This window comes from Promicromonospora sp. NPDC019610, assembly GCF_044389365.1.
Classification (GTDB): domain Bacteria; phylum Actinomycetota; class Actinomycetes; order Actinomycetales; family Cellulomonadaceae; genus Promicromonospora.
The window spans coordinates 1,256,245-1,276,811 of record NZ_JBIRXX010000001.1; the positions used below are offsets into that span (position 1 = coordinate 1,256,245).

General features: G+C 73.6%; 20 protein-coding genes and 1 riboswitch. Of the genes, 6 read left to right on the forward strand and 14 right to left on the reverse strand.

From position 1 onward, the window contains the following. Nucleotides 1-201: 201 nt before the first annotated feature. Entirely contained in the window at nucleotides 202-1,062 is an 861-nt protein-coding gene (gene purU / locus ACH45N_RS05510) for a formyltetrahydrofolate deformylase (RefSeq protein ID WP_377231404.1), read from the reverse strand. Nucleotides 1,063-1,071: 9 nt separating this feature from the next. Then, complete coding sequence (locus ACH45N_RS05515; RefSeq protein ID WP_397391907.1) at nucleotides 1,072-1,671, reverse strand: GNAT family N-acetyltransferase; 600 nt, start codon at nucleotides 1,669-1,671, stop codon at nucleotides 1,072-1,074. Nucleotides 1,672-1,760: 89 nt separating this feature from the next. Between ACH45N_RS05515 and ACH45N_RS05520 the strand changes: the two genes are divergently transcribed. Next, nucleotides 1,761-2,270 carry a GNAT family N-acetyltransferase gene (locus ACH45N_RS05520; protein WP_285103188.1) on the forward strand — a complete coding sequence of 170 codons (510 nt, stop codon included), beginning with the start codon at nucleotides 1,761-1,763 and terminating at the stop codon, nucleotides 2,268-2,270. Between the two features lies 1 nt (nucleotide 2,271). On the opposite strand, the gene ACH45N_RS05525 is transcribed toward ACH45N_RS05520, so the two are convergent. The 3 genes from ACH45N_RS05525 to ACH45N_RS05535 form a co-directional block, all read right to left on the reverse strand. Next, the gene (locus tag ACH45N_RS05525; RefSeq protein WP_397391910.1) at nucleotides 2,272-2,664 is read right to left on the reverse strand and encodes a PPOX class F420-dependent oxidoreductase; all 393 of its coding nucleotides are present in this window, start codon (nucleotides 2,662-2,664) and stop codon (nucleotides 2,272-2,274) included. Nucleotides 2,665-2,708: 44 nt separating this feature from the next. Further along, nucleotides 2,709-4,097, reverse strand: coding sequence for an NAD(P)/FAD-dependent oxidoreductase (locus ACH45N_RS05530; protein WP_397391912.1), 1,389 nt, complete (start codon nucleotides 4,095-4,097; stop codon nucleotides 2,709-2,711). Nucleotides 4,098-4,172: 75 nt separating this feature from the next. Further along, a complete protein-coding gene (locus ACH45N_RS05535) occupies nucleotides 4,173-5,078 on the reverse strand; it encodes a hypothetical protein (RefSeq protein ID WP_397391914.1) in 906 nt (301 codons plus the stop codon). Nucleotides 5,079-5,265: 187 nt separating this feature from the next. Beyond that, nucleotides 5,266-5,352: riboswitch (ZMP/ZTP riboswitch) on the forward strand. Between the two features lie 97 nt (nucleotides 5,353-5,449). On the opposite strand from ACH45N_RS05535, the gene glyA reads away from it, so the two are divergent. The 4 genes from glyA (at nucleotide 5,450) to ACH45N_RS05555 (ending at nucleotide 9,371) form a co-directional block, all read left to right on the forward strand. Continuing rightward, nucleotides 5,450-6,730, forward strand: coding sequence for a serine hydroxymethyltransferase (gene glyA, locus ACH45N_RS05540; protein ID WP_397391916.1), 1,281 nt, complete (start codon nucleotides 5,450-5,452; stop codon nucleotides 6,728-6,730). A 4-nt stretch (nucleotides 6,731-6,734) separates the two neighbouring features. After that, nucleotides 6,735-7,616, forward strand: a complete 882-nt coding sequence (locus tag ACH45N_RS05545; protein ID WP_397391918.1) for a bifunctional methylenetetrahydrofolate dehydrogenase/methenyltetrahydrofolate cyclohydrolase — start codon at nucleotides 6,735-6,737, stop codon at nucleotides 7,614-7,616. A 544-nt stretch (nucleotides 7,617-8,160) separates the two neighbouring features. Next, nucleotides 8,161-8,796, forward strand: a complete 636-nt coding sequence (locus ACH45N_RS05550) for a flavin reductase family protein (protein ID WP_397391920.1) — start codon at nucleotides 8,161-8,163, stop codon at nucleotides 8,794-8,796. A gap of 92 nt (nucleotides 8,797-8,888) precedes the next feature. Next, the gene (locus tag ACH45N_RS05555) at nucleotides 8,889-9,371 is read left to right on the forward strand and encodes a VOC family protein (protein WP_397391922.1); all 483 of its coding nucleotides are present in this window, start codon (nucleotides 8,889-8,891) and stop codon (nucleotides 9,369-9,371) included. A 14-nt stretch (nucleotides 9,372-9,385) separates the two neighbouring features. Here the strand turns inward: ACH45N_RS05555 and ACH45N_RS05560 are convergent, their stop codons facing one another. Both ACH45N_RS05560 and ACH45N_RS05565 read right to left on the reverse strand, forming a co-directional pair. Beyond that, complete coding sequence (locus ACH45N_RS05560) at nucleotides 9,386-10,042, reverse strand: trimeric intracellular cation channel family protein (protein ID WP_397391924.1); 657 nt, start codon at nucleotides 10,040-10,042, stop codon at nucleotides 9,386-9,388. A 94-nt stretch (nucleotides 10,043-10,136) separates the two neighbouring features. Further along, nucleotides 10,137-10,865 carry an alpha/beta fold hydrolase gene (locus ACH45N_RS05565; protein WP_397391926.1) on the reverse strand — a complete coding sequence of 243 codons (729 nt, stop codon included), beginning with the start codon at nucleotides 10,863-10,865 and terminating at the stop codon, nucleotides 10,137-10,139. A gap of 158 nt (nucleotides 10,866-11,023) precedes the next feature. Here ACH45N_RS05565 and ACH45N_RS05570 point away from each other — a divergent pair, with 158 nt between their 5' ends. Continuing rightward, on the forward strand, nucleotides 11,024-11,848 hold the full coding sequence (locus tag ACH45N_RS05570; RefSeq protein WP_397391928.1) for an exodeoxyribonuclease III: 825 nt from the start codon (nucleotides 11,024-11,026) through the stop codon (nucleotides 11,846-11,848). Here ACH45N_RS05570 and ACH45N_RS05575 read toward each other — a convergent pair. The 7 genes from ACH45N_RS05575 to ACH45N_RS05605 form a co-directional block, all read right to left on the reverse strand. Next, nucleotides 11,845-13,029 (reverse strand): ABC transporter permease, encoded by a 1,185-nt coding sequence (locus tag ACH45N_RS05575; RefSeq protein WP_397391930.1) that lies wholly within the window; start codon nucleotides 13,027-13,029, stop codon nucleotides 11,845-11,847. The two genes, ACH45N_RS05570 and ACH45N_RS05575, sit on opposite strands and share 4 nt — an antisense overlap. Next, complete coding sequence (locus ACH45N_RS05580; protein WP_397391932.1) at nucleotides 13,026-13,805, reverse strand: ABC transporter ATP-binding protein; 780 nt, start codon at nucleotides 13,803-13,805, stop codon at nucleotides 13,026-13,028. The genes ACH45N_RS05575 and ACH45N_RS05580 overlap by 4 nt, the downstream gene beginning before the upstream one ends. Further along, nucleotides 13,802-14,881, reverse strand: a complete 1,080-nt coding sequence (locus ACH45N_RS05585; RefSeq protein WP_397391934.1) for a secretion protein HlyD — start codon at nucleotides 14,879-14,881, stop codon at nucleotides 13,802-13,804. The genes ACH45N_RS05580 and ACH45N_RS05585 overlap by 4 nt, the downstream gene beginning before the upstream one ends. Nucleotides 14,882-15,034: 153 nt before the next feature. Continuing rightward, nucleotides 15,035-16,267, reverse strand: a complete 1,233-nt coding sequence (gene galK / locus ACH45N_RS05590) for a galactokinase (protein WP_397391936.1) — start codon at nucleotides 16,265-16,267, stop codon at nucleotides 15,035-15,037. Nucleotides 16,268-16,350: 83 nt separating this feature from the next. Then, nucleotides 16,351-18,426: a beta-galactosidase gene (locus ACH45N_RS05595; RefSeq protein ID WP_397391938.1), complete on the reverse strand. Its 2,076-nt coding sequence runs from the start codon at nucleotides 18,424-18,426 to the stop codon at nucleotides 16,351-16,353. A 113-nt stretch (nucleotides 18,427-18,539) separates the two neighbouring features. Continuing rightward, nucleotides 18,540-19,529 (reverse strand): NAD-dependent epimerase/dehydratase family protein, encoded by a 990-nt coding sequence (locus tag ACH45N_RS05600; protein WP_397391940.1) that lies wholly within the window; start codon nucleotides 19,527-19,529, stop codon nucleotides 18,540-18,542. A 219-nt stretch (nucleotides 19,530-19,748) separates the two neighbouring features. Continuing rightward, nucleotides 19,749-20,549 (reverse strand): MarR family transcriptional regulator, encoded by an 801-nt coding sequence (locus ACH45N_RS05605; protein WP_397391942.1) that lies wholly within the window; start codon nucleotides 20,547-20,549, stop codon nucleotides 19,749-19,751. Nucleotides 20,550-20,567 lie beyond the last annotated feature (18 nt).

Genomic DNA, 20,567 nt, shown 5'->3' on the forward strand with positions numbered 1-20,567 from the left:
AAAACCCCCCCCCCCCCCCCCCCCGCGCGCCCCCCCCTGCTTATCACCCCCCCGCGGCCGGCGGGTTTCCCCCACTGTTGGGGGGCCCCCCCCCGGCCCCCCCACCCCCCCCCCAACTCTACGTTCAGTGCCTCGCCGGTCCGGGCGGCGGCGCCGGCCGGCGGCGCCAGCGGCCCGCAGCGGCGGCGGCGCCCGCGCCCGTCAGCGGAAGACGACCGTGCGGCGGCCGTCCAGCAGCACCCGGCGCTCCGCGTGCCAACGGACGGCGCGGGCCAGGGTGCGGCGCTCGACGTCCTCGCCGATGCCCACCAGGTCCTCGACCGTGCGGGAGTGGTCGACGCGCTCGACGTCCTGCTCGATGATCGGGCCCTCGTCGAGGTCGCCCGTCACGTAGTGCGACGTGGCGCCGATGATCTTGACGCCGCGGTCGTGCGCCTGCCGGTACGGCCCCGCGCCCTTGAACGACGGCAGGAACGAGTGGTGGATGTTGATGACCTGCCCGCTGAGGTCGCGGCACAGCTCGTCGGACAGGATCTGCATGTAGCGGGCCAGCACGACGAGCTCGGCGTCGGTCTCCTTGACCAGACCGCGCAGCGTCGCCTCCGCCTCGGCCTTGGTGTCCTTGGTGACGGGCACGTGGTGGAACGGCTTGCCGTAGAACGCGGCGATGTCCTCCAGGTCGCGGTGGTTGCCCACCACGCCGACCACGTCGATCGGCATGCGCTGCGACCGCTCCCGGTACAGCAGGTCCACGAGGCAGTGCGCGGCCTTGGAGACCATGACGAGCGTGCGGATGCGCCGGCCGACGACGTCGAGCGTCCACGTCATCTGGAACCGGCCCGCCACCTGCGTCATCGCGGCAGTGAGCTCCTCGCGCGACGCCGTCGACTCGACCTGGACGCGCATGAAGAAGAGGCCGGACGCCGGGTCGCCGAACTGCTGCGACTCCGTGATGTTGCCGCCGTGCTCCGCGAGCATGCCGGCCACCGCGTGCACGATTCCCGGCTGGTCCGGGCAGGACAGGGTCAGGATCCAGTGGGTGGCAGCGGTCGCGTCGTTCACGCGGTCAGGCTAACCCGGCGCGGCGACCGGCGGGACCTCGTCCCGCGAGAGCTCGCGGCGCATCACCCAGCGCCGTCGGCCGCCGCTCACCCCGCCCGTCTCGGCCGCCCGCTCGAAGCCCGCCGCCTCGAACATCCGCACCGTGCCGACGTACCCGCTGATCACGTCGACCCGCTCCGCGCCGGCGTCGACCGGGTAGCCCTCGACCACCTCGGCGCCGTGGGCCCGGGCGTGCTCGACGGCCCCGGCCAGGAGGTGGTGCATGAGTCCCCGCTTCCGGTACCCCGCGCGGACCACGAAGCACACCGCCACCCAGGCGTCCCGGTCGTCGACGAACGGGATGGTGCGGGTGTTCATCAGGCGCCGGTACGTGGACCGCGGCGCGACCGAGCACCAGCCCGCGACGACGTCGTCCACGTACACCAGGACGCCCGGGCCGGGCTCGGTGGCGCACTGGTCCCGCATGTAGCCGGGGCGGTCCTCCTGCGCCACCCTGCTGTCCCGGTAGGCCATGCACCAGCAGCCCTTGCCGCCCGGCTTCTTGACGCCCACCACCTCGTAGAAGTCGTCGTACCGCCCGACGGCGGGCCGTACCTCGATGCGCTCCATGACCCCGAACCTACGCCGGGTCAACGACACGCCGGACCGGACCGTGGTCGCCGTCGACCCGGGCATGTCACCTCTGCCACCATGGACCCATGAGCAACTCCACCACGACGATCGCCCTGGTCGAGGACGACCATGCGGGCGAGCTCCTCACGCTGCGCCGCGCCGCGTTCGTCACCGAGGCCCAGCTGTACGACGACCCGAACATCCCCCCGCTGACCCAGACGCTCGCCGAGCTGCGCGAGGACCTGGCGCGGGACGACGTGGTGACGATCGGCGCGTGGGAGGGCCACCGGATGATCGGCTCGGTGCGCGTCGAGATCGAGGGCGAGAAGGCGACCCTCGGCCGCCTCGCCGTGGCCCCGGACAAGCAGGCCCGCGGCATCGGCACCGAGATGCTGTTCGCCGTGCTCCCGTACCTGCCCGAGCAGACCACGGAGATCTGGGTCTTCACCGGCAAGGACTCCAAGCAGAACCTCGCGCTCTACACGAAGCACGGGTACGAGGAGCAGTACGACAAGGCCGCGGGCGACCTGACCTACACCTACCTGCGCCGGGTGCTCGGCGCCGCGGGCGCGCAGCCCGTGCCGCAGGAGAAGTAGCTCAGAAACCCCAGGCGTGGAAGGACTCGATCTCCAGCCACGCGTCGAACCGCGGGTTCTTGCGGTTCGGGTAGGGGTTGCCGCCGTAGTGGACGGACAGCCGGTCGATGCCGGCCAGTCCCTCGTCGGGCGTGATCGTCACGCGGCCCTGGATGCTCACGTGCCGGTACCAGTTCTCGGAGTCGAGCACCGTGAGGGACACCCGCGGGTCCGCCCGCAGGTGGTCCAGGCGCTTGCGCGTGCCGTCGAGGTTCAGCAGCACCCGGCCGTCCTCGTACAGGTACCAGGTGGCCACCGACACGGGCGCGCCGTCGGGCCGGACGGTCGCCATGACCGCGTGGTTCGGGCGTTCGAGCACCTTCGCGATGTAGTCGGGGACGGGGGGCTTGGTCACTTCGTGCTCCTTCGACTTCGACGCCGGACGTTCGCCGCAGCCAATCAGGTATCGCGGCCCAGGCCAAGTGCTTCGCGCGACCGGAGCGGCTCCGGCGGGTGCGGGGCCGGGACCTGCCGGAGCGTGCGGAGAGCGGTGCGCTCGGTCTCCGCGGCGCCGTCGAGCACGTCGAACCGGTCCAGGACGAGCTCCGCCGCGAAGTGCGTCGCGACGACGCCCAGCCCGGCGAACCCCGCCACGTGCTGCACGCGGCCGCCGGCGGCCTGCCCGAGGACCGGGCCGGAGCCGTGGGGCGTGCCGGCCGCGCCGCCCCACCGGTGCGTGAGGCGGACGCCCTCGAGCTGGGGGAACGTCGTCAGGAGGTGCTCGGCGAGGCGCCGGGAGGCGACGGGCCGGTTCTCGTGGGCGCGCCGCATGCGTCCGCCGGGGTGGTAGACGGCGTCGTGCCCGCCGAACACGATCCGGTCGTCGGCCGTGAGCCGGTAGCGGTGGGGCCGGGGGGCCAGGTCCCGCAGGCCCTGGCGGCCGCGCCAGCCGATGGCGCCCAGCAGCTCGGCGGACAGGGGCTCCGTCGCGACCGCGTACTCGTACACGGGCACGGTGTGCCGGCGGTAGCCCCGCAGCAGGGCGGGGAACGCGCCCGTCCCGAGCACCACGCGGTCCGCGCGCACGGCGGCCTCGCCGGCGGGCGACGTGGTGCGCAGGACGACGTCGCCGGCCGCGCCCCGACCCGGCGGCACCAGCCGGGTCACCCGCGTGTGCTCGAAGATCTCGACGCCGAGCGCGCTCGCCGCCCGTGCCAGCTCGGCGGCCAGCCGCGCGGGGTGCGTGAGCACGACGTCGTCGGGGCGGACCAGGCCGGCCTCGTAGGTGGGGCTGGCGATCTCGGCGCGCACCTTGGCCCGGTCGAGGAACGTGTGCGGCGCGCCGACCCGGGCGGCGGCGGCCGCCGCCTCCTGCAGCCGGTCGATGTGGTGGGGCTCCACGGCCAGGTCGACGACGCCGGTGCGCTCCCACGGGCAGTCCAGGGCGAGCCCGGCCACGGCGGACCCGACGGCCGCCAGGTGCTCCTGGCCGAGCCGGGTCAGCGTGGCGCGCTCGGCGGCGTCGGGCCGGCCGCCGTGCGTGAGCCGCGTCCCGCAGAACCCGCCGTCGCGGCCGGACGCGGCCCAGCCGACGGACCTGCCCTCGATCAGCACCACGCGCGCGCCGGGGTGGCGCTGCCTGGCCCGCAGTGCCGCCCACAGCCCGGCGTACCCGGCACCGACCACGGCGACGTCGGCCCGGACGGGGGCCGACAGCGCCGGGTAGCCGACGGGCTCGCCCAGGTCGTCCTGCCAGAAGACCGCTTGACGCGTCCTGGCCAGGGCATGGTCGACGACAGACCTGGCCGGAACGTTACGCTCGAAGACGGTCTGCCGCCGGTGCCCCATGCCGCAAATCTAGCCAATGCCCGATGAATGCTGGTTTCGGCCAGGTGAGAGGTGGATGACGCCGCAGGTGAGCGGTCAGCCGGCGAGGCAGACCGTCTCGAAGCTGCGGGTCGCGTCGTACCCGAGCTCGAGCTTGTCCTGGGTGCCCTCGGGGCACTCCATCCCGCTGACGATGAGGGCCGTGACCTTGCGCGCGCCGTCCGACGAGCAGGCGAGCTCGCCGCCGTCGCCGTCCACGCAGTCGCCGCTCACGAGCTGTCCGCCGCCCTTGCCCGGGTCCCCGGGGTGGTCGTCGGCCAGGTTGCGCGCACACACCGCCTGGGTCTCGCCGCCGGCCTGGCCGTCCTTCTGGAAGACGACGTCGGTGCCGGTCGGGCAGTGCAGCTGCGCCAACGACACCGCGTCCTGGATCTCGAGGATCGAGACCGTGGCGTCGGGGTCGTCGCACAGCAGGGGGCGGTAGCTGTCGGCCCCGTCCGGCCCCGAGGGCGACGGGTTCGGTCCGGCGCAGGCGTCGACCGCCCACGCGGCGGCGGCGTCCTCGGTGCCGTCGGGTCCGAAGAAGTGGATGCCCACGGCGACGATCACGCCGGCGGCGACGAGGAAGGCGACGACGGACCAGATCCAGTCCCGCCGCATGCCGCCCTTGCGCCGGCCGCTCCCGCCGTCGGGCCCGTCGCCCCCGCCGGACGGCAGGTCCGGGCCGGGCGGCTGCGTCCGGCCCGGCGGCTGGGTCTGGCCCGGCGGCTGCGTCCGGCCCGGCGGCTGCGTCCGGCCCGGCGGCTGCGGCGTCGCGCCGGACCGGGCCGGGAACTGACCGGTCCGCGGCGGGAACTGGCTCGAGCGCTGGGCCGGCTGGAACTGGCCGGAGCGCTGGACCTGCTCGAACTGGCCGGTGTGCCGGCCCGGCTGGGACGGGCGGCGGCGCGGGTCTGGCTGGTGTTCCGGAACACCTGCGTCCGGTGACACGGGGGAGGGCATGGCGGCACAGTAGCGACGTCGGGGTGAATCGCAAAAGGGTCTCAGGTACTTTCGCTGCAATCCTGCGGTTCCTGGCCGGCGGCCGTGAGCGCGGAGGACCGCGGCCGGATGCGCGACGGACGCGCGGCGGGCGCACGTCGGACCCGCCCCGGGCATGCGGTACGGGCTCCGGCCGCCGCTGCTACGATCTTCGGGTCGCGACTGGCGTCAGGTGGATCACCACCGGGGAGCGACGAGTCATGCCGACGACGGGTCGTTCGCCTGGGCCCTGGGTCACCTTGTGAGAGGTGCACGCCCGGGCCAGTCGTGTCACGGCGCGTGTGCCCTCCACCGCCGTCCGACCATCCCCGTCCCGCATGAATCGAGGAGCCATGAGCGCATCGACCCCCGACCCGCTCGCCACCCCGCTCGCCGAGCTCGACCCCGAGATCGCCGCCGTCCTGGACGGAGAGCTGGCCCGCCAGCGTGACACGCTCGAGATGATCGCGTCCGAGAACTTCGTGCCGCGCGCCGTCCTGGAGGCCCAGGGCTCGGTCCTGACCAACAAGTACGCCGAGGGCTACCCGGGCCGCCGCTACTACGGCGGCTGCGAGCAGGTGGACGTCGCCGAGAACCTCGCGATCGCCCGCGCCAAGGACCTGTTCGGCGCGGAGCACGCCAACGTCCAGCCGCACTCCGGCGCCCAGGCCAACGCCGCGGTGCTGCACGCCCTGATCAACGCGGGCGACAAGATCCTCGGCCTCGAGCTGGCCCACGGCGGCCACCTCACGCACGGCATGCGGATCAACTTCAGCGGCAAGCTGTACGACGTCGGCGCCTACGGCGTGGACCCGCAGTCCTACCGCATCGAGATGGACGAGGTGCGCAAGAAGGCGCTGGAGCACCGCCCCGACGTCATCATCGCCGGCTGGTCGGCCTACCCGCGCCACCTCGACTTCGCCGCGTTCCGCGAGGTCGCGGACGAGGTCGGCGCCAAGCTCTGGGTCGACATGGCGCACTTCGCCGGCCTCGTGGCCGCGGGGCTGCACCCGTCCCCGGTGCCGCACGCCGACGTCGTCTCCTCGACCGTGCACAAGACGATCGGCGGGCCGCGCTCCGGCTTCATCCTCTCCAAGGAGGAGTACGCCAAGAAGATCGACTCCGCGGTGTTCCCGGGCCAGCAGGGCGGCCCGCTCATGCACGTGATCGCCGCCAAGGCGGTCTCGTTCAAGGTCGCCGCGACCGAGTCGTTCAAGGACCGCCAGGAGCGCACGCTCCGCGGTGCGTCGATCATCGCCGAGCGCCTCTCGCAGCCCGACGTCGCCGCGGCCGGCGCGTCCGTGCTGACGGGCGGCACCGACGTGCACCTGGTGCTCGTCGACCTGCGCAACTCAGCTCTCGACGGACAGCAGGCCGAGGACCTCCTGCACGACGCCGGGATCACGGTCAACCGCAACGCCGTCCCGTTCGACCCGCGGCCCCCGCGCGTCACCTCGGGCCTGCGGATCGGCACGCCGGCGCTGGCCACCCGCGGGTTCGGCGACACCGAGTTCACCGAGGTCGCCGACATCATCGCGACGGCCCTGAAGGACGGCGCCGCGACCGACGTCGACGCCCTCTCGGCGCGGGTCGAGAAGCTCACCGCCGCGTTCCCGCTCTACCCGGGGCTCTGAGCCGATGACCGCACAGATCCTGGACGGGAAGGCCACGGCGGCCGCCATCAAGGCGGAGCTCAAGGACCGTGTGACGGCGCTGCGCGAGCGCGGCGTCGTGCCGGGGCTCGGCACCCTGCTGGTCGGCGAGGACCCCGGCTCGCAGTGGTACGTGGCGGGCAAGCACCGCGACTGCGCCGAGGTCGGCATCGCGTCGATCCGGGAGGACCTCCCGGAGACCGCGACACAGGAGGAGATCGAGGCCGCGGTACGGCGGCTGAACGAGGACCCGGCCTGCACCGGGTACATCGTCCAGCTCCCGCTGCCGAAGGGCATCGACACCAACCGCGTGCTGGAGCTCGTCGACCCCGACAAGGACGCCGACGGCCTGCACCCCACCAACCTGGGGCGCCTGGTGCTGCGGGTCAACGAGGACATCACGTCCTCGCTGCCCTGCACGCCGCGCGGCATCATCGAGCTGGTGGAGCGGCACGGCATCAAGCTCGCCGGCAAGGAGATCGTGGTGCTCGGCCGCGGCGTCACCGTGGGCCGCCCGATCGGCCTGCTGCTCACGCGGCGCGCCGTCAACGCGACGGTCACGCTGACGCACACCGGCACGCAGGACCTCGCCGCCCTGGTCCGGCGGGCCGACGTCGTCGTGGCCGCCGCGGGCGTCAAGGGCATCGTGTCCGGCGACATGGTCAAGCCGGGCGCCGTGCTGATCGACGTCGGCGTCTCCCGCGAGATCAACCCGGAGACCGGCAAGTCGCGGGTCGTCGGCGACGTCTCGCCCGAGGCCGCCGAGATCGCGGGCTGGGTGTCGCCCAACCCGGGCGGCGTCGGCCCGATGACGCGGGCGATGCTGCTGGCGAACGTGGTCGAGTCGGCGGAGCGCTCGCTGGCGTGACGCCGGCCTGACCCGGCCCGATCTGGCTGCGTGACCTGGCCGTCTGACCTGGCCGCCGAACGTAGGGATGGTCGCCGCAAGAGCTCTCTTGCGGCGACCATGCCTACGTCCGGCGCGCCCACGGTGGGTACGGTTCGGGGATGTCCGAGTCCAGACACCGTGCCGTCGTCGTTTCCGAGGCCGACGACGCCGCGTTCGCGGCGCTGCCGCCGGGTTCCTGAGCTGGCCCAAGCCCGCCGAGCTGTTCGACCGGTATGCGCGCCGCGCCGCGACGGGCGAGATCGTGGCGCTCGCCGCGCGGATCGACGACGAGGTGGTCGGCTACTGCCTCGTCCAGTGGGTCTCCGAGTACCCGCCGTTCGCCGAGGCGGGCACTGACCCGTGTTGACCACAGCAGCTTCTGCCAGGCCGGGCCCAGTTGCGGCAGCAACTGCTGTGGTCAACACCGGAAACCGTCGGGGGTGATCGCTGGTTCGCGGCGCTGGAGGGGCGCGACGGCCGAAAGCCGCCAGACCTGGCGGCCGGGCGAGGCGACGCTGAGGTCATGCACAAGACCGTCGACCTCAAGGTCAAGTACTTCGGCACGCCCGTCGTGCTCCTCTCGACGCGGAACCCAGACGGTTCCGCCAACCTCGCGCCGATGTCGTCCGCCTGGTGGCTCGGCGACCACTGCGCACTGGGGCTCGGCGACTCCGCGCAGACCTCGGCAAACCTCCGGCGCGAGCGCGAGTGCGTCCTGAACCTGGTGCCGTCCGGCCTGGTCGACGTCGTGGACCGGCTGGCGCTCACCACCGGCAGGCCGGACGTGCCGCCGCGCAAGGCCGCGATGGGGTACGAGTTCGTCCCGGACAAGTTCGCCCGGGCCGGCCTGAGCGGGCAGCCGTCCGACCTGGTCCGGCCGCCGCGCGTCGCGGAGTGCCCGGTCCAGCTCGAGTGCTCCGTCGAGCAGGAGTCCCCGCTGGGTACGTCCGGTTCCGGGGCCACCGTGTTCCACGTCCGCGTGCTGCGCAGCCATGTCGCCGAGGAGCTCGTCCTGCCAGGCACCCACTACGTCGACCCGGTGGGCTGGGACCCGCTGATCATGAAGTTCTGCGAGTTCTTCGGCGCCGGATCAGCGATCCGGCCGTCCCGTCTCGCCGAGGCGTGGGAGATGCCGCACGGCGGGGTGCTGACGCACTGACGCCGGTCTCACCCGATGAGTTGCGAGGTGCCGCGGCGTCTGAAGAGTTGATGACGGGGCCGCCGCGGCCCCGAGCGACTCAGGAGGACATCATGGTGAGCGTGCGGACCCATCTCTGGTTCGGTAACAACAAGGCCGGCGAGGCCGCCGCGTTCTACGCCGAGCACATCCCGGGCTCGTCGGTCGAGCGTGTGATCAAGGCGCCGGAGAACGCCCCGGGTGCCGAGGCCGGCACGGACTTCGTCGTGGAGTTCACGGTGGCCGGCCAGCCCGTGATCGGGCTCAACGCCGGGCCGCACCGCACCCTCGACGAGGCGTTCTCGTTCTACCTGTCCGTCGAGGGGCAGGAGGAGGTCGACCACTACTGGGACATCCTGACCGCCGACGGCGGCGAGCCCGGCGCCTGCGGCTGGTGCAAGGACAAGTTCGGGGTGTCGTGGCAGGTGATCCCCAAGGAGCTCGAGCGGCTCAGCGGCTCGTACGCAACGCCGGCCGAGACCGCCACGATGAACGCGATGCTGACGATGGGCAAGATCGACGTCGCGGCCCTGCAGGCGGCGCACGACGGCGCGTAGGCCGCACCGGGAGCTCAGTGCCGCGGCCGCCGCACGACCAGGGCCTGCTGGTCGGGGAACCGCCAGCCGTACCGCACAGCGAGCAGCCGGAGCAGCGTGGTGAGGACCACCGCGGCGACCGCGGCCCCGAGCACGGGCACCCCGAGTGCCACGAGGGCCACGAGCAGGGCGGCGCCGCCCGCGGCCGCGACGGCGTAGAGCGACCCGACGTGCAGCAGGGCGACCGGGAGGTTGAGGGTCACGTCGCGCAGCACGGAGCCGCCGACGGCCGCCGCCGCGCCCACGAAGACCGCGGGGACGGCGGGGACCCCGAGGGAGAGGGCCTTCGAGGCGCCGATCGCGCCGAACAGGCCGATGACGACGGCGTCCAGCGGCAGGATGACGGGGTCGAGGCGGGCGAACAGGCGCTGCAGAGACAGCCCGACGAGGGCCGCCGCCGCCCCGACCAGCACGTACCAGGGCCCGTAGATCACCACGGGCGGCTCGCCGAGCAGGACGTCGCGCAGGAGGCTGCCCCCGAGGGCCACCCCGATGCCGACGAGCACCGTGCCCAGCACGTCGATGCGGCGGTCGGTGAGGGCGCCCGCGAAGAGCGCGCCCTGGAGTGCGCCCAGTGCCACCGCCGCGAGCTCGGCCCACAGCGGGATGCCGAAGGGGATGATCGTGTCCATGCGGTGTGCTCCGTGCCTGCGACCTGTTCTCGTTCCTGGGGCCGCCGCCGGTCCCGGAGCGACCCGCGGGGAGCTCCGGGACCGGCGGGACGGGTCAGCGGGCGGTGGACCGCGCGGCCTCGAGGATCACGTTCGTCACGGACCCCGGCTGGGAGACCGTCACGGCGTGCGAGGCGTCGACCTCGACGAGCGTGGCGTCCGCGCGCTCCGCCATGAAGCGGGAGAGCTCCGCGGGGACGGCCAGGTCCTTCGTCGCCGAGAGCACCCACGACGGGATCGACCTCCAGGCGGCGGCGCTGGCCGGCGCCTCGAACGCGGCGAGCCCGAGCGGACGCTGCGTGGCCGCCATGTGCTCCGCCGTGGTGGCGTCGACGTCACCCGCGAACAGCTCGTGGAACTGCGCCGGGTCGATGTAGAGCTCCGTGGCCTGCGTTCCCTCGGGCGTGGTGTACGGGAACGGCTGCGCCGCGCCGCCGAGCCTGGCCCCGGGGAACTTCTCGACGAGGTCGACCAGGCTCTCGCCGGGCTCCGCGAGGAAGCTCGCGACGTAGACCAGGGCGGTCACGTCCGGGTTGCCCTCGGCCGCGTGGCTCATCACGTGCCCGCCGTAGGAGTGGCCGGCGATGACGACGGGTCCGTCGATCGTCCTCAGCACGTCACGCAGGTACTGCGCGTCCTGCTCCAGGTCGCGGAGCGGGTTGGCGACCGCGATCACCCGGTGGCCGGCCTGGCGGAGCGCCGTGATCGAGCCGTTCCAGCTCGACGAGTCGGCGTAGGCGCCGTGGACCAGGACGATGGTCTGCTTCGTGGCGGTGGTGCTCATGATGCCCTCACTCTCGGATCGGTCCTGCTTCGTCGAAGACCCGGTGCCTCCGACTCCCCCCGTAACGCATCGTGAATGCAATATATTGCATGTCGCGCGAGAAGGCGAGAGCTGCGTCGTGATCCGCCTCTGTCAGAGGTGGCCGTTAGGCTCTCCCGGTGCCCCTGATCGTCGCCACCGCCAATGTCAACGGGATCCGTGCCGCCGTCCGCCGCGGCATCGAGTCCTGGATCGCCACCCGCACCCCGGACGTGCTGCTGCTGCAGGAGGTGCGCGCGCCCGACAAGCTCGTCCGTGAGGTGCTCGACGGCTGGCACGTCGCGCACGCGGAGAGCGAGGTCAAGGGACGCGCCGGGGTGCTCGTCGCGTCCCGGCTGCCGCTCGGCGACGTCCGCACGGGGCTCGCGACCCACGGGCCGGACGGCGCCGCGGAGACCGGCGCCGACACCGGCCGCTGGGTCGAGGCCGACGTGCGCCTGCCCGACGGCGGCACGCTCACCGCGGTCTCCGCCTACCTGCACTCCGGGTCCACCACCCCGGGCCAGGAGCACACGATGGTGGCCAAGTACGCCTATCTGGAGAAGGTGACGGCGCGCCTCGCCGAGCTCTCCGCGGCGCAGGTCCCGGCTGTCGTGGCGGGCGACCTCAACATCGCCCACCAGAACGTGGACATCAAGAACTGGAAGGGCAACCAGAAGAGCGCCGGCTTCCTCCCCGAGGAGCGCGCGTACGTGACCCGCTGGCTCGACGAGCACCGGTGGACGGACCTGGGCCGTCACCATGCGGGTGACGGCCCCGGCCCGTACACGTGGTGGTCGTGGCGCGGCGCGGCGTTCGACAACGACTCCGGCTGGCGCATCGACTACCAGCTCGCCAACCCGGCCCTGGCGGGCGCCTGCCGCAAGGTCGAGGTCGACCGGGCGCCCACCTACGCCGAGCGCTGGAGCGACCACGCCCCGGTCGTGGCGACCTACGAGCTCTAGTACCGGATCGCGTCGATCACCTTGACGCGCACCGCGTAGATCGCCGGGATCAGGCCCGCCAGGGCGCCGATCCCGACGGCGCACGCCATGCCCACCAGGGCGGCGTCGAACGGGAAGCCCGGCAGGTCGTCGAGCGGCCGGCCGAAGATGCGGTCGATCGGGATGTTCTTGATCACGGCCACCGCGATCACGACGCCGACCACGCCCGCCACGGTCGTGGCGACCACGGACTCCATGAGGACGCCGAAGAACACGCGGGCGCTGGTGGCCCCGAAGGACCGCCGGATGCCGATCTCCCGGATCCGGTACCGCACGGTGACCAGCGCGATGTTGAGCAGTCCGAGCCCGCCCAGCAGCAGCGCGAACCCGCCCGTCCCGAGCACCAGGTACTGCAGCACGCGGTCGATCGCGACGGCGTCGGACATCGGCTTCTGCACGTCGAACGGGACGCCAGCCGCCGCCAGGTCGCGGGGCAGCACCTCGGCGAACTGGTCGGCGAGCTCCGGCGGCACCCAGAACCGGTAGCTGTCGGCCATCACCCGGTCGGGGAACCAGCGCACCGCCTGGTCGAACAGCATGAGGGCGCGCGGTCCCTCGTCGTTCCACTGCACGGGCACGACGCCGACCACGGTCGCGGCCACGGGCGACTCGCCCTCGATCACCACCTGCGGGTGCGTGGCCACGGGGGCGCCGTCGGCGTAGGCGTCCAGGAAGGCCTGGTTCACCACGAGCACCGGGGCCAGCCGCTCGGCGTCGGACTCCGTGAACCAGCGGCCGGCCTCGAGGTCCTGGCGGGTGATGGTCCCGCTGTCCACGTCGACGGCCGACCACTCGACGTAGGTTCCGGCCTCGCCGCCGCGTACCGCGAGGTCGGCGGTCGCGCGCACGGAGTGGTACGAGATCTTGTGCCGCTCGGCCACGGCGTCGACGAGCGCGTCCACCTCGGCGGCCGTCATCCCGGCGTCGGCCGGCCCCGTCGACCAGCCCTCCAGCGTGGTGTCGCGGCCCGACATGCGCTCGTTCTGCTCCTGCATGGCCTGGCCGAACATCGTCACGGCGGCGGTGATGCCGGTGATCGCGGTGACGGCGCAGGCGACGCCGATCAGCGCGAGGAGCACGCGGACCCGGTGGATCCGCAGCTCGTCCCACGCCTCGACGATCGCGCCCACGACGCCGGTCATGCGGGAACCCCGGCGGACTCGGACTCGGACTCGGGCTCGGGCTCGGACCTGAGCCCTGACTCGGCCACGGCGGCGGGTGCGTCGAGGTGGATGGGCACCAGCACGCCGTCGGCCAGCCGGAACTGGCGGTCGGCGCGGGCGGCGATGGCCAGGTCGTGCGTGATGGTCACGAGCGCGGAGCCGGTGTCGCTCGCGGCGTCGTCCAGAAGGGTCATGATCGCCTGGCCGGTCTCGACGTCGAGCGCCCCCGTGGGCTCGTCCGCGAGGATGACGCGCGGCCCCCGCACGAGCGCGCGGGCGATGGCGACCCGCTGCTGCTCGCCGCCGGAGAGCTTCTCGGGCCGGGTGTCGAGCCGTTCGCCCAGGCCGACGCGTTCGAGCGACCGCGTGGCGAGCCGGGTGCGGTTCCAGAACTGCTTGCCGCGCGCGTACAGCAGGGGCGCGGCGACGTTCTCGAGCGCCGTCCGTCCCTGGAGCAGGTTGAACTGCTGGAACACAAAGCCGAAGTCGTCGCCCCGGCGCCGGGCCAGGGCCCGGCTGCGCAGGCGGCCGACGGGCTCGCCCTCCAGGAGGTACTCGCCGGAGGTGGGTGAGTCGAGCAGGCCCAGGATGTTCAGCAGGGTGGACTTGCCGGTACCGGAGCGGCCGACGATCGCGACGTGCTCACCGGGGCCGACCGTCAGGTCCACCCCGCGCAGGATCTCCAGCGTGCTCCCGTCCGGGAGCTCGACGTGCCGGGTGACGCCCTGGAGGTCGACGAGCGGGATGCCGGTCATCCGAAGCACTCCTCCTCGAACGCCTGCATGGTGTCCATGTCGCCGTCCATCGACGCCTGGTCGTAGGCGCTCATGTCCTCGCAGTCGACGCCGCCCTCCGTGCCGTCGTCGACGGGCGTGAACTCCAGGATCTGCTCGCCGGCCTTCAGGCCCTTGGTGACCTCGACCTGCAGCCCGTCGGTCAGGCCCAGGGTCACGTTGCGGGGCTCGGGCTCGGCGCCCTCCTCCTTGACGGTCCACACCCGGCCGGTCTGGGAGGTGCCGAGCACCGCGCTGATCGGCACCACGACGACATCCTTCGCGTCGCCGTTCGTGATCTCGATCTCGGCGCCCAGGCCGGAGAACGCCTTGACCTTGGGCGGGATGTTGCAGTGGACGGCGCCCGTGGCCGGCTCGGGTGCGCCCGCCATGTCCTCGCCGCCCGTGGTGGTACCTTCGCCGCCGGGCGCCTCGCCGATCGTCAGCCCGGTGCACGTGAACGGCGCCGGCCCGCCCTTGAGCGTCACCTGCGCCGAACCCTTGGCGCCGACCAGCCGGTACTGCTGGTCGGCGGTCAGCGTGCCGGAGACCGAGAGGGTGCCGGGCGAGATCGTGCCGATGACCTCGCCCACGGCGACCGCCTGGTCCTTCAGCGCCGTGACGTCCACGGTGCCGGTGACCGGCGCGAGGGCCGAGGTCCAGGTGACCTTGGGCTCCTGCTCGGTGACGGTCTCCTCGCCGGTCTTCTCGTCGACCTCGACCACGGGCTCGACGGGCTCCTCGCTCTTGATCCACAGGATGCGGGTGCCCTTGTCGACCTTGGCGTCGTCGACCTGGATCTCGGCGATGACGCCGTTGGCGGTGGCCTTGATCTCGACCGGCGGGTCGGTCACCACGGACGCCGGCACCGTCACCGCGTTGGTCACGGAGCCCTTCTCGACGGGGATCACCGCCTCGGTGATCTCGCCCGTGGGCTGGAGCGCGTCCGGCGGGTCGAGCTCGGCGCCCTTGAGCGCCAGGACCACGAGCGCGGCGGCGATCACGGCCCAGATGATGATCCGGGCGGTGGGGAAGACGTACTGGCGGACAGCACCCACGGGGGCTCCTCGCGGCGGGGACGGGTGGCAGTCCGGTGGACATTAGTCCAGGTACCGGCCGAAAGGGGATGAAAGTACGGGGTGAAGCCAAGCCTTTGCGCACCAGGGCCCCGCACCTGACGGTGCGGGGCCCTGGTAGTGGTGCGGCGGCGCTCAGGCGGCGGGGGCCGACGGCGGCGCCAGCAGGAACACGGGGGCCGTCAGTCCGGCGTCGGCGAACGCGTCCGCGACCGCCTGGGCGACCGTGTCGACGTCGGACAGGCGGACCAGCGCGATGGCGCTGCCGCCGAACCCGCCGCCCGTCATGCGCGCGCCGAGCGCGCCGGCCGCCAGGGCGGAGTCGACGACGAGGTCGAGCTCGCGGCAGGAGACCTCGTAGTCGTCCCGCAGGGAGACGTGCGAGGCGACCATGAACGGGCCGACGTCGGCCGCGCGGCCCTCCCGCACCAGGTCGGCGAATCGCGCGGTGCGGTCGATCTCGGACACGACGTGGCGCACGCGGCGGCGCAGCACGCCGTCGGGGTCGTGGGGCTCGAGCTCGGCCAGCGCGCGGTCGATGCCCATGCCGCCGAGCGTCGGCGCGATCTCGCGCAGCGAGCCCAGGCCCAGCAGCTCCGCGGCCTGCTCGCACGAGGCCCGGCGGGCGCCGTACTCGCCGGAGACGTGCGAGTGCTCGGCCTTGGTGTCGACGACCAGGAGCGTGAGCCCGGCGGTGTCGAGGTCGAACGGCACGGGCACGCCCGACTCCAGCGGCTTGAGGCCCGGACGGAAGTCGAGCAGCAGGGCGTAGCCCTCGCGGCAGCGCAGCGACGCCGACTGGTCGAGCCCGCCCGTGGGGGCGCCGGCGATCTCGTTCTCGGCGCGACGGGTGGCGTCGACCAGCTCGGCCCGCCCGGCGTCCGACGCCGTGAGGCCGAGGCCCGCCACGGCGTCGAGGGCGACCGCCACGGCGGCCTCCAGGGCCGCCGAGGAGCTCAGGCCCGCGCCGAACGGCACGCACGAGTCGACGGCGGCGTCGAAGCCGCCGATCTTGTGCCCGGCCTCGGCCAGGGCCCACGCGACACCGGCGACGTAGGCGCCCCAGCCCTGCACCGCACCGGGTGCGACGTCGGACAGACTGGCCTCCCAGACGCCCTCGGCCTGCGCCGACACCAGCCGGACCAGGTCGTCCTCGCGCGGCCGCAGCGCGATGTAGGTGCGGTGCGGCAGCGCCGTCGGCAGGCAGAGACCGGCGTTGTAGTCGGTGTGCTCGCCGATGAGGTTGACCCGCCCGGGGGCGGACCAGACGCCCTCGGGCGAGCCGTCGAACGAACGGGTGAAGAGCTCGTCGACCCGGTGCGCGCCGTCCTCGGCGGTCCAGGCCTCGAGCCAGTTGATGGTGGTCACGGAACTGATTATTGCCCTCTCTGCGCGCCGGGCCGACCGCCGGTCAGGCAGCGAGACCGGCGCGCTCGTCATCGGGACGGGCGTCAGGCACCCTGGCGCAGCACGCGGACGGCCCCCGCGGGCACGTCCGTGTCGCCCGCGACCTCCTGCCCGGTGAGCAGGTCGGTGGCGGGCGACTCCAGGGGCAGCTTCACGTCGCCGTCGGTGTGGTTGACCGCCACGGTCCAGGTGGCGGCGTCGCCGTACCGGCGCACCACCTCCAGCCCGTCCACGGTGCCGGACTGCGCCAGCCCCGCGCCCGCGTAGACGTCGGCCATGACCGTGGCCAGCGTGTCGGCGTCGAGGGCCGTGGACACGTACCAGCCGGTACCCGCGCCGTGCCGGTGCCGGGTGATCGCCGCCCCGCCCGGCTTGGGGCCGTCGACGTAGGTGCCGACGGGCTCGGCGCCGTCCAGGACCAGGTCGTCGGCCCAGACCGTGCCCGTGAGGTCGGTCGTCGTGTTGCTCGCGGCTTCGGCTCCCGCAGCGCCGGCCCGGTAGGCGACCGTGAGGGAGTCGTCCGCGCGCAGCGGCAGGAACTCCTCCACCCACACGCCGAGCGCGTCGCGCAGCGGGGCCATGAAGCCGCCGGGGTGCACGGCGTCGTGCTCGTCGACGATGCCGCTGAAGTAGCTGACCAGCAGCGAGCCGCCGGCCTCGACGTACGCGGTGAGGTTGGCGGCGTCCTCCGCCCGCAGCAGGTACGACGCCGGGGCGACGACCAGCTTGTAGCCCGACAGGTCCTGTCCCGGCCGCACCAGGTCGACCGTGTGGCCGTCCCGCCAGAGCCGGTCGTAGTAGGCGTCGACGCGCTCGCGGTGGCGCGCGCCCTCGCTGGGCCGGAACTCCAGGTCCTGCGCCCAGAACGACTCGTAGTCCCAGACCAGGGCGACGTCGGCCCGCACCGTCGAGCCGCGCAGCTCGGTCAGCCTGCCGAGGTTCGCCCCGAGCTCGGCCACCTCGCGCCACACCCGCGAGCCCGTGCCGGCGTGCGGCAGCATCGCGGAGTGGAACTTCTCCGCGCCGGAGCGGGAGGCGCGCCACTGGAAGAACATGATCGCGTCCGCCCCGCGGCCGAGGTGCGCGAACGAGTTGCGGGCCAGCTCACCGGGCCGCTTCGCCACGTTGCGTGGCTGCCAGTTCACGGCCGACGTCGAGTGCTCCAGCAGGAGCCACGGCTTGCCGCCCGCGACCGACCGCGTGAGGTCGGCGGCCAGCGAGAGCCCCACGAAGCCGCGCGGGTCGGCCGCCCGGAGGTAGTGGTCGTTCGAGACGAGGTCGACCTCCTTGCCCCACGCGAACAGGTCGGTCCAGGGGCAGCTCGCCGCCATGAAGTTGGTGGTCACCGGCACGGCCGAGTGCTCGCGGACGGCGTCGCGCTCCGCGATGAAGCACGCCCGCAGGGCGGCGTCGGAGAACCGCGCGAAGTCGAGCTGCTGCGCCGGGTTCACCGCCTCCGGGGCGGCCGCCGGGACCTGGACGTGCTCCCAGTCGGCGTAGTGCTGGCCCCAGAAGGCGGTGCCCCAGGCGGCGTTCAGCGCGTCGAGCGAGCCGTACCGTTCGCGCAGCCATGTGCGGAACGCCCGCTGGGCGTGGACCGAGTAGTCCAGGGCCACGGGCGCGCCGTACTCGTTGTGCACGTGCCACCCCGCCAGCGCCGGGTGGGTGCCGTACCGCTCCGCCAGGGCCGTGGTGATGCGCAGCGCGGCCTCCCGGTAGGCGGGGGCGGTGGGCGCCATGAGCCCGCGGCCGCCCGGGCCCATCGGCGTGCCGTCCCGGTCGACGACCCGCGCGTCCGGGTGGGCCGCGTACAGCCAGGCGGGCGGGGCCGCCGTCGGCGTGGCCAGCAGGATGCGGACGCCGCCGTCGTGCAGCAGCCCGATGATGCGGTCCAGCCAGCCGAAGTCGAACTCGCCCGGGCGTGGCTCGAGCAGCGCCCAGCTGAAGATGCCGAGGCTGACCAGGTTCACCCCGGCCTCGTTCATGAGCCGCACGTCCTCGGCCCAGACCTCCTCGGGCCACTGCTCGGGGTTGTAGTCGCCGCCGTAGCCGATCTGGTCGACGCCGGTCAGCCAGCCGTCGAACCGTGGTCCGGGGGCGAAGCTGGAGGTCTCGGGCATGCGGGTCCTTTCAGGGGTGTTCCACGTGCAGCACAACGGTAGGTCCTCGGCGGGCGTGTAGGAATACGCTTCCCGACGTCGTCCGTGGCGCCCTGCGTTCGCCCGCGGCGTGCTCACCCCCGGACGGCCGCCAGCACCTCCTGTTCCTCGTCCCGCGTGAGGCCCGTGACCGGGGCGTCCGGCGTGGCGCGGAGCCACGTGAGGGTGTCGCGGGCGGTCTCGGCGAAGGGCCGGATCCGCAGGCCCGCCTCCAGCGACGACGCGACGTCGTGCGTCATGAACCCGCTCTCGGCCAGGTCCGCGACCCAGAACGGGATGGACCGGGGCCCGGACCACTGCGCCACCTCGTGCGCGGTGAGGACGTCCGGGGCGACCGCGACGAGCGCCGGGTCCGTGCCGACGCCGTCGGCCACCGCGGCCAGCAGCTCCGACCGGGGCACGGGCGGGCAGACGGCGTCGAAGTCGCCCTTCGTGCCCTGCTCCGCCGCCGTCACGATCCACTCCGCGAGGTCGCGGACGTCCACGAGCTGGACCGGGTCGTCCACGGGCTCGGGCACCAGCACCGGCAGGCCGTCCTCGGCGGCCTGCGCGAACCGGGCCGGCCAGTAGGTGAACCGGCCGCTCGGGTCGCCCGGCCCGACGATCAGGCCGGGGCGGATCACGAGGGCCGCCGCCGCGCCGGTACGGACGATGGTCTCGCAGGCGACCTTCATGGCGCCGTAGACCTCGGGGCCGGAGGCCGGGTCCTCGTCGGTCTCGATCGGGTCGAGCAGGGGCAGGGTCGCGGGGGTGCCGCCGATGGTGGTCGTGTCCGCGTAGACGTTGACGGTCGAGACGAACGTCCAGTGGGCGTCCGGGAAGGCCGCGACGGCGGCGCGCACGTGCGACGGGATGCGGGAGACGTCGACGACGGCGTCGAACGGCCGCTCCGTCAGCTCCGCGGGCACCGAGTCGGCGCGGTCCCAGCGCACCAGCGCGGCGCCGTCGGGCACCGTGCCGCTCACGCCGCGCGCCGCGCACACGACGTCGTGGCCGCGGGCCACCGCGGCCGCCGCCACCGCACGGGACAGGAAGACGGTTCCACCGAGCACCAGGATTCGCATGGTGCCCACCGAACCGCATCGGGAGCGACGGGGCACGCGGATCTGCTGCTGGCGAATCTTCGGTGGGCGAAGCCGGGATGAACCCTGGCTGCGGCAGGAGCGGCTGCCTGAGGCGCATTCCCTTTGAGGCCCGGGTTTCTTCGCTTTGGGGCGACCCAAAGCGAAGAAACCCGGGCCTCAAAGGGGACGTCGGCCACCGGCCCAGCACGAACCGGATAGTCACGCCCGACGACGCAGCACCGCCCGCTGCTCCGGCGACAGCACGCTCCGGAGCTGCTCGGCCGTGACCGGCACCCCCGCGCGCGTCAGGGCCCGGAGAACCGCCGCGGCCTCGCCGGTCGCGAGCGGCCACGGGCCCGCCGACATCGCCTCGTGGACCGCGGAGAAGAACCGGGCCGCCCGGGCGAGCCGGATCCCGGCGGGAGTGTCCGGACCGAGCACCTCGACGCCCCGCGTGGTGGTCCGCACCCAGCGGGCGTTGGCCTCCACGCTCTCGTACCAGGAGGCGGCCCACACGTCGTCGCCCACGACGTAGCGCTCGCGGCGGGTCTCCGGTTCCCGCTCCCGCCGGATCAGGCGGAGGCCGTCGAGATACACCACCGCGTTCGACACGGCGGCCCTGGACATCCCCAGCTCGGCGATGAGGTCGGCGGCGGTGAGCCCGTCGTCGGACGAGTGGATGAGCACCAGCACCCGTGCGGTCGTGCGGGGGACCCCCGTGGCCACCACGTTCTCCGCGAACTCGTCCAGGAAGGCGGCCCGGGCGGCACCCCGCGGGTCGGGCGCCGGTTCGTCGCCGGCGGCGCGGGTGACGGCCCGAGGACGCCGCGCCCGCTCGCGCGCCGCCGCCTCGGCAGCGTCGGCGTCGTACCCGGCGGGCCCGCCGTTGCGCGAGACCTCACGGGTCACGGTCGACGTCGGCCGGCCGAGCCGCCGGGCAATCTCGGCGTGGTCGAGCCGAGCGGCGAGCCCGGCCGCGACCTGCTCACGCTCCGTCCGGTTCAGGCGTGCTCCCGACACGTCGCTCCCGTCGTGCGT

Coding starts and splice junctions, on each gene's coding strand:
- ACH45N_RS05515 (WP_397391907.1), bottom strand. CDS start 1,671: ATGGAGCGCATCGAGGTACGGCCCGCCGTCGGGCGGTACGACGACTTC.
- ACH45N_RS05520 (WP_285103188.1), top strand. CDS start 1,761: ATGAGCAACTCCACCACGACGATCGCCCTGGTCGAGGACGACCATGCG.
- ACH45N_RS05530 (WP_397391912.1), bottom strand. CDS start 4,097: ATGGGGCACCGGCGGCAGACCGTCTTCGAGCGTAACGTTCCGGCCAGG.
- ACH45N_RS05535 (WP_397391914.1), bottom strand. CDS start 5,078: ATGCCCTCCCCCGTGTCACCGGACGCAGGTGTTCCGGAACACCAGCCA.
- glyA (WP_397391916.1), top strand. CDS start 5,450: ATGAGCGCATCGACCCCCGACCCGCTCGCCACCCCGCTCGCCGAGCTC.
- ACH45N_RS05545 (WP_397391918.1), top strand. CDS start 6,735: ATGACCGCACAGATCCTGGACGGGAAGGCCACGGCGGCCGCCATCAAG.
- ACH45N_RS05550 (WP_397391920.1), top strand. CDS start 8,161: ATGCACAAGACCGTCGACCTCAAGGTCAAGTACTTCGGCACGCCCGTC.
- ACH45N_RS05555 (WP_397391922.1), top strand. CDS start 8,889: ATGGTGAGCGTGCGGACCCATCTCTGGTTCGGTAACAACAAGGCCGGC.
- ACH45N_RS05560 (WP_397391924.1), bottom strand. CDS start 10,042: ATGGACACGATCATCCCCTTCGGCATCCCGCTGTGGGCCGAGCTCGCG.
- ACH45N_RS05565 (WP_397391926.1), bottom strand. CDS start 10,865: ATGAGCACCACCGCCACGAAGCAGACCATCGTCCTGGTCCACGGCGCC.
- ACH45N_RS05575 (WP_397391930.1), bottom strand. CDS start 13,029: ATGACCGGCGTCGTGGGCGCGATCGTCGAGGCGTGGGACGAGCTGCGG.
- ACH45N_RS05580 (WP_397391932.1), bottom strand. CDS start 13,805: ATGACCGGCATCCCGCTCGTCGACCTCCAGGGCGTCACCCGGCACGTC.
- ACH45N_RS05595 (WP_397391938.1), bottom strand. CDS start 18,426: ATGCCCGAGACCTCCAGCTTCGCCCCCGGACCACGGTTCGACGGCTGG.
- ACH45N_RS05600 (WP_397391940.1), bottom strand. CDS start 19,529: ATGCGAATCCTGGTGCTCGGTGGAACCGTCTTCCTGTCCCGTGCGGTG.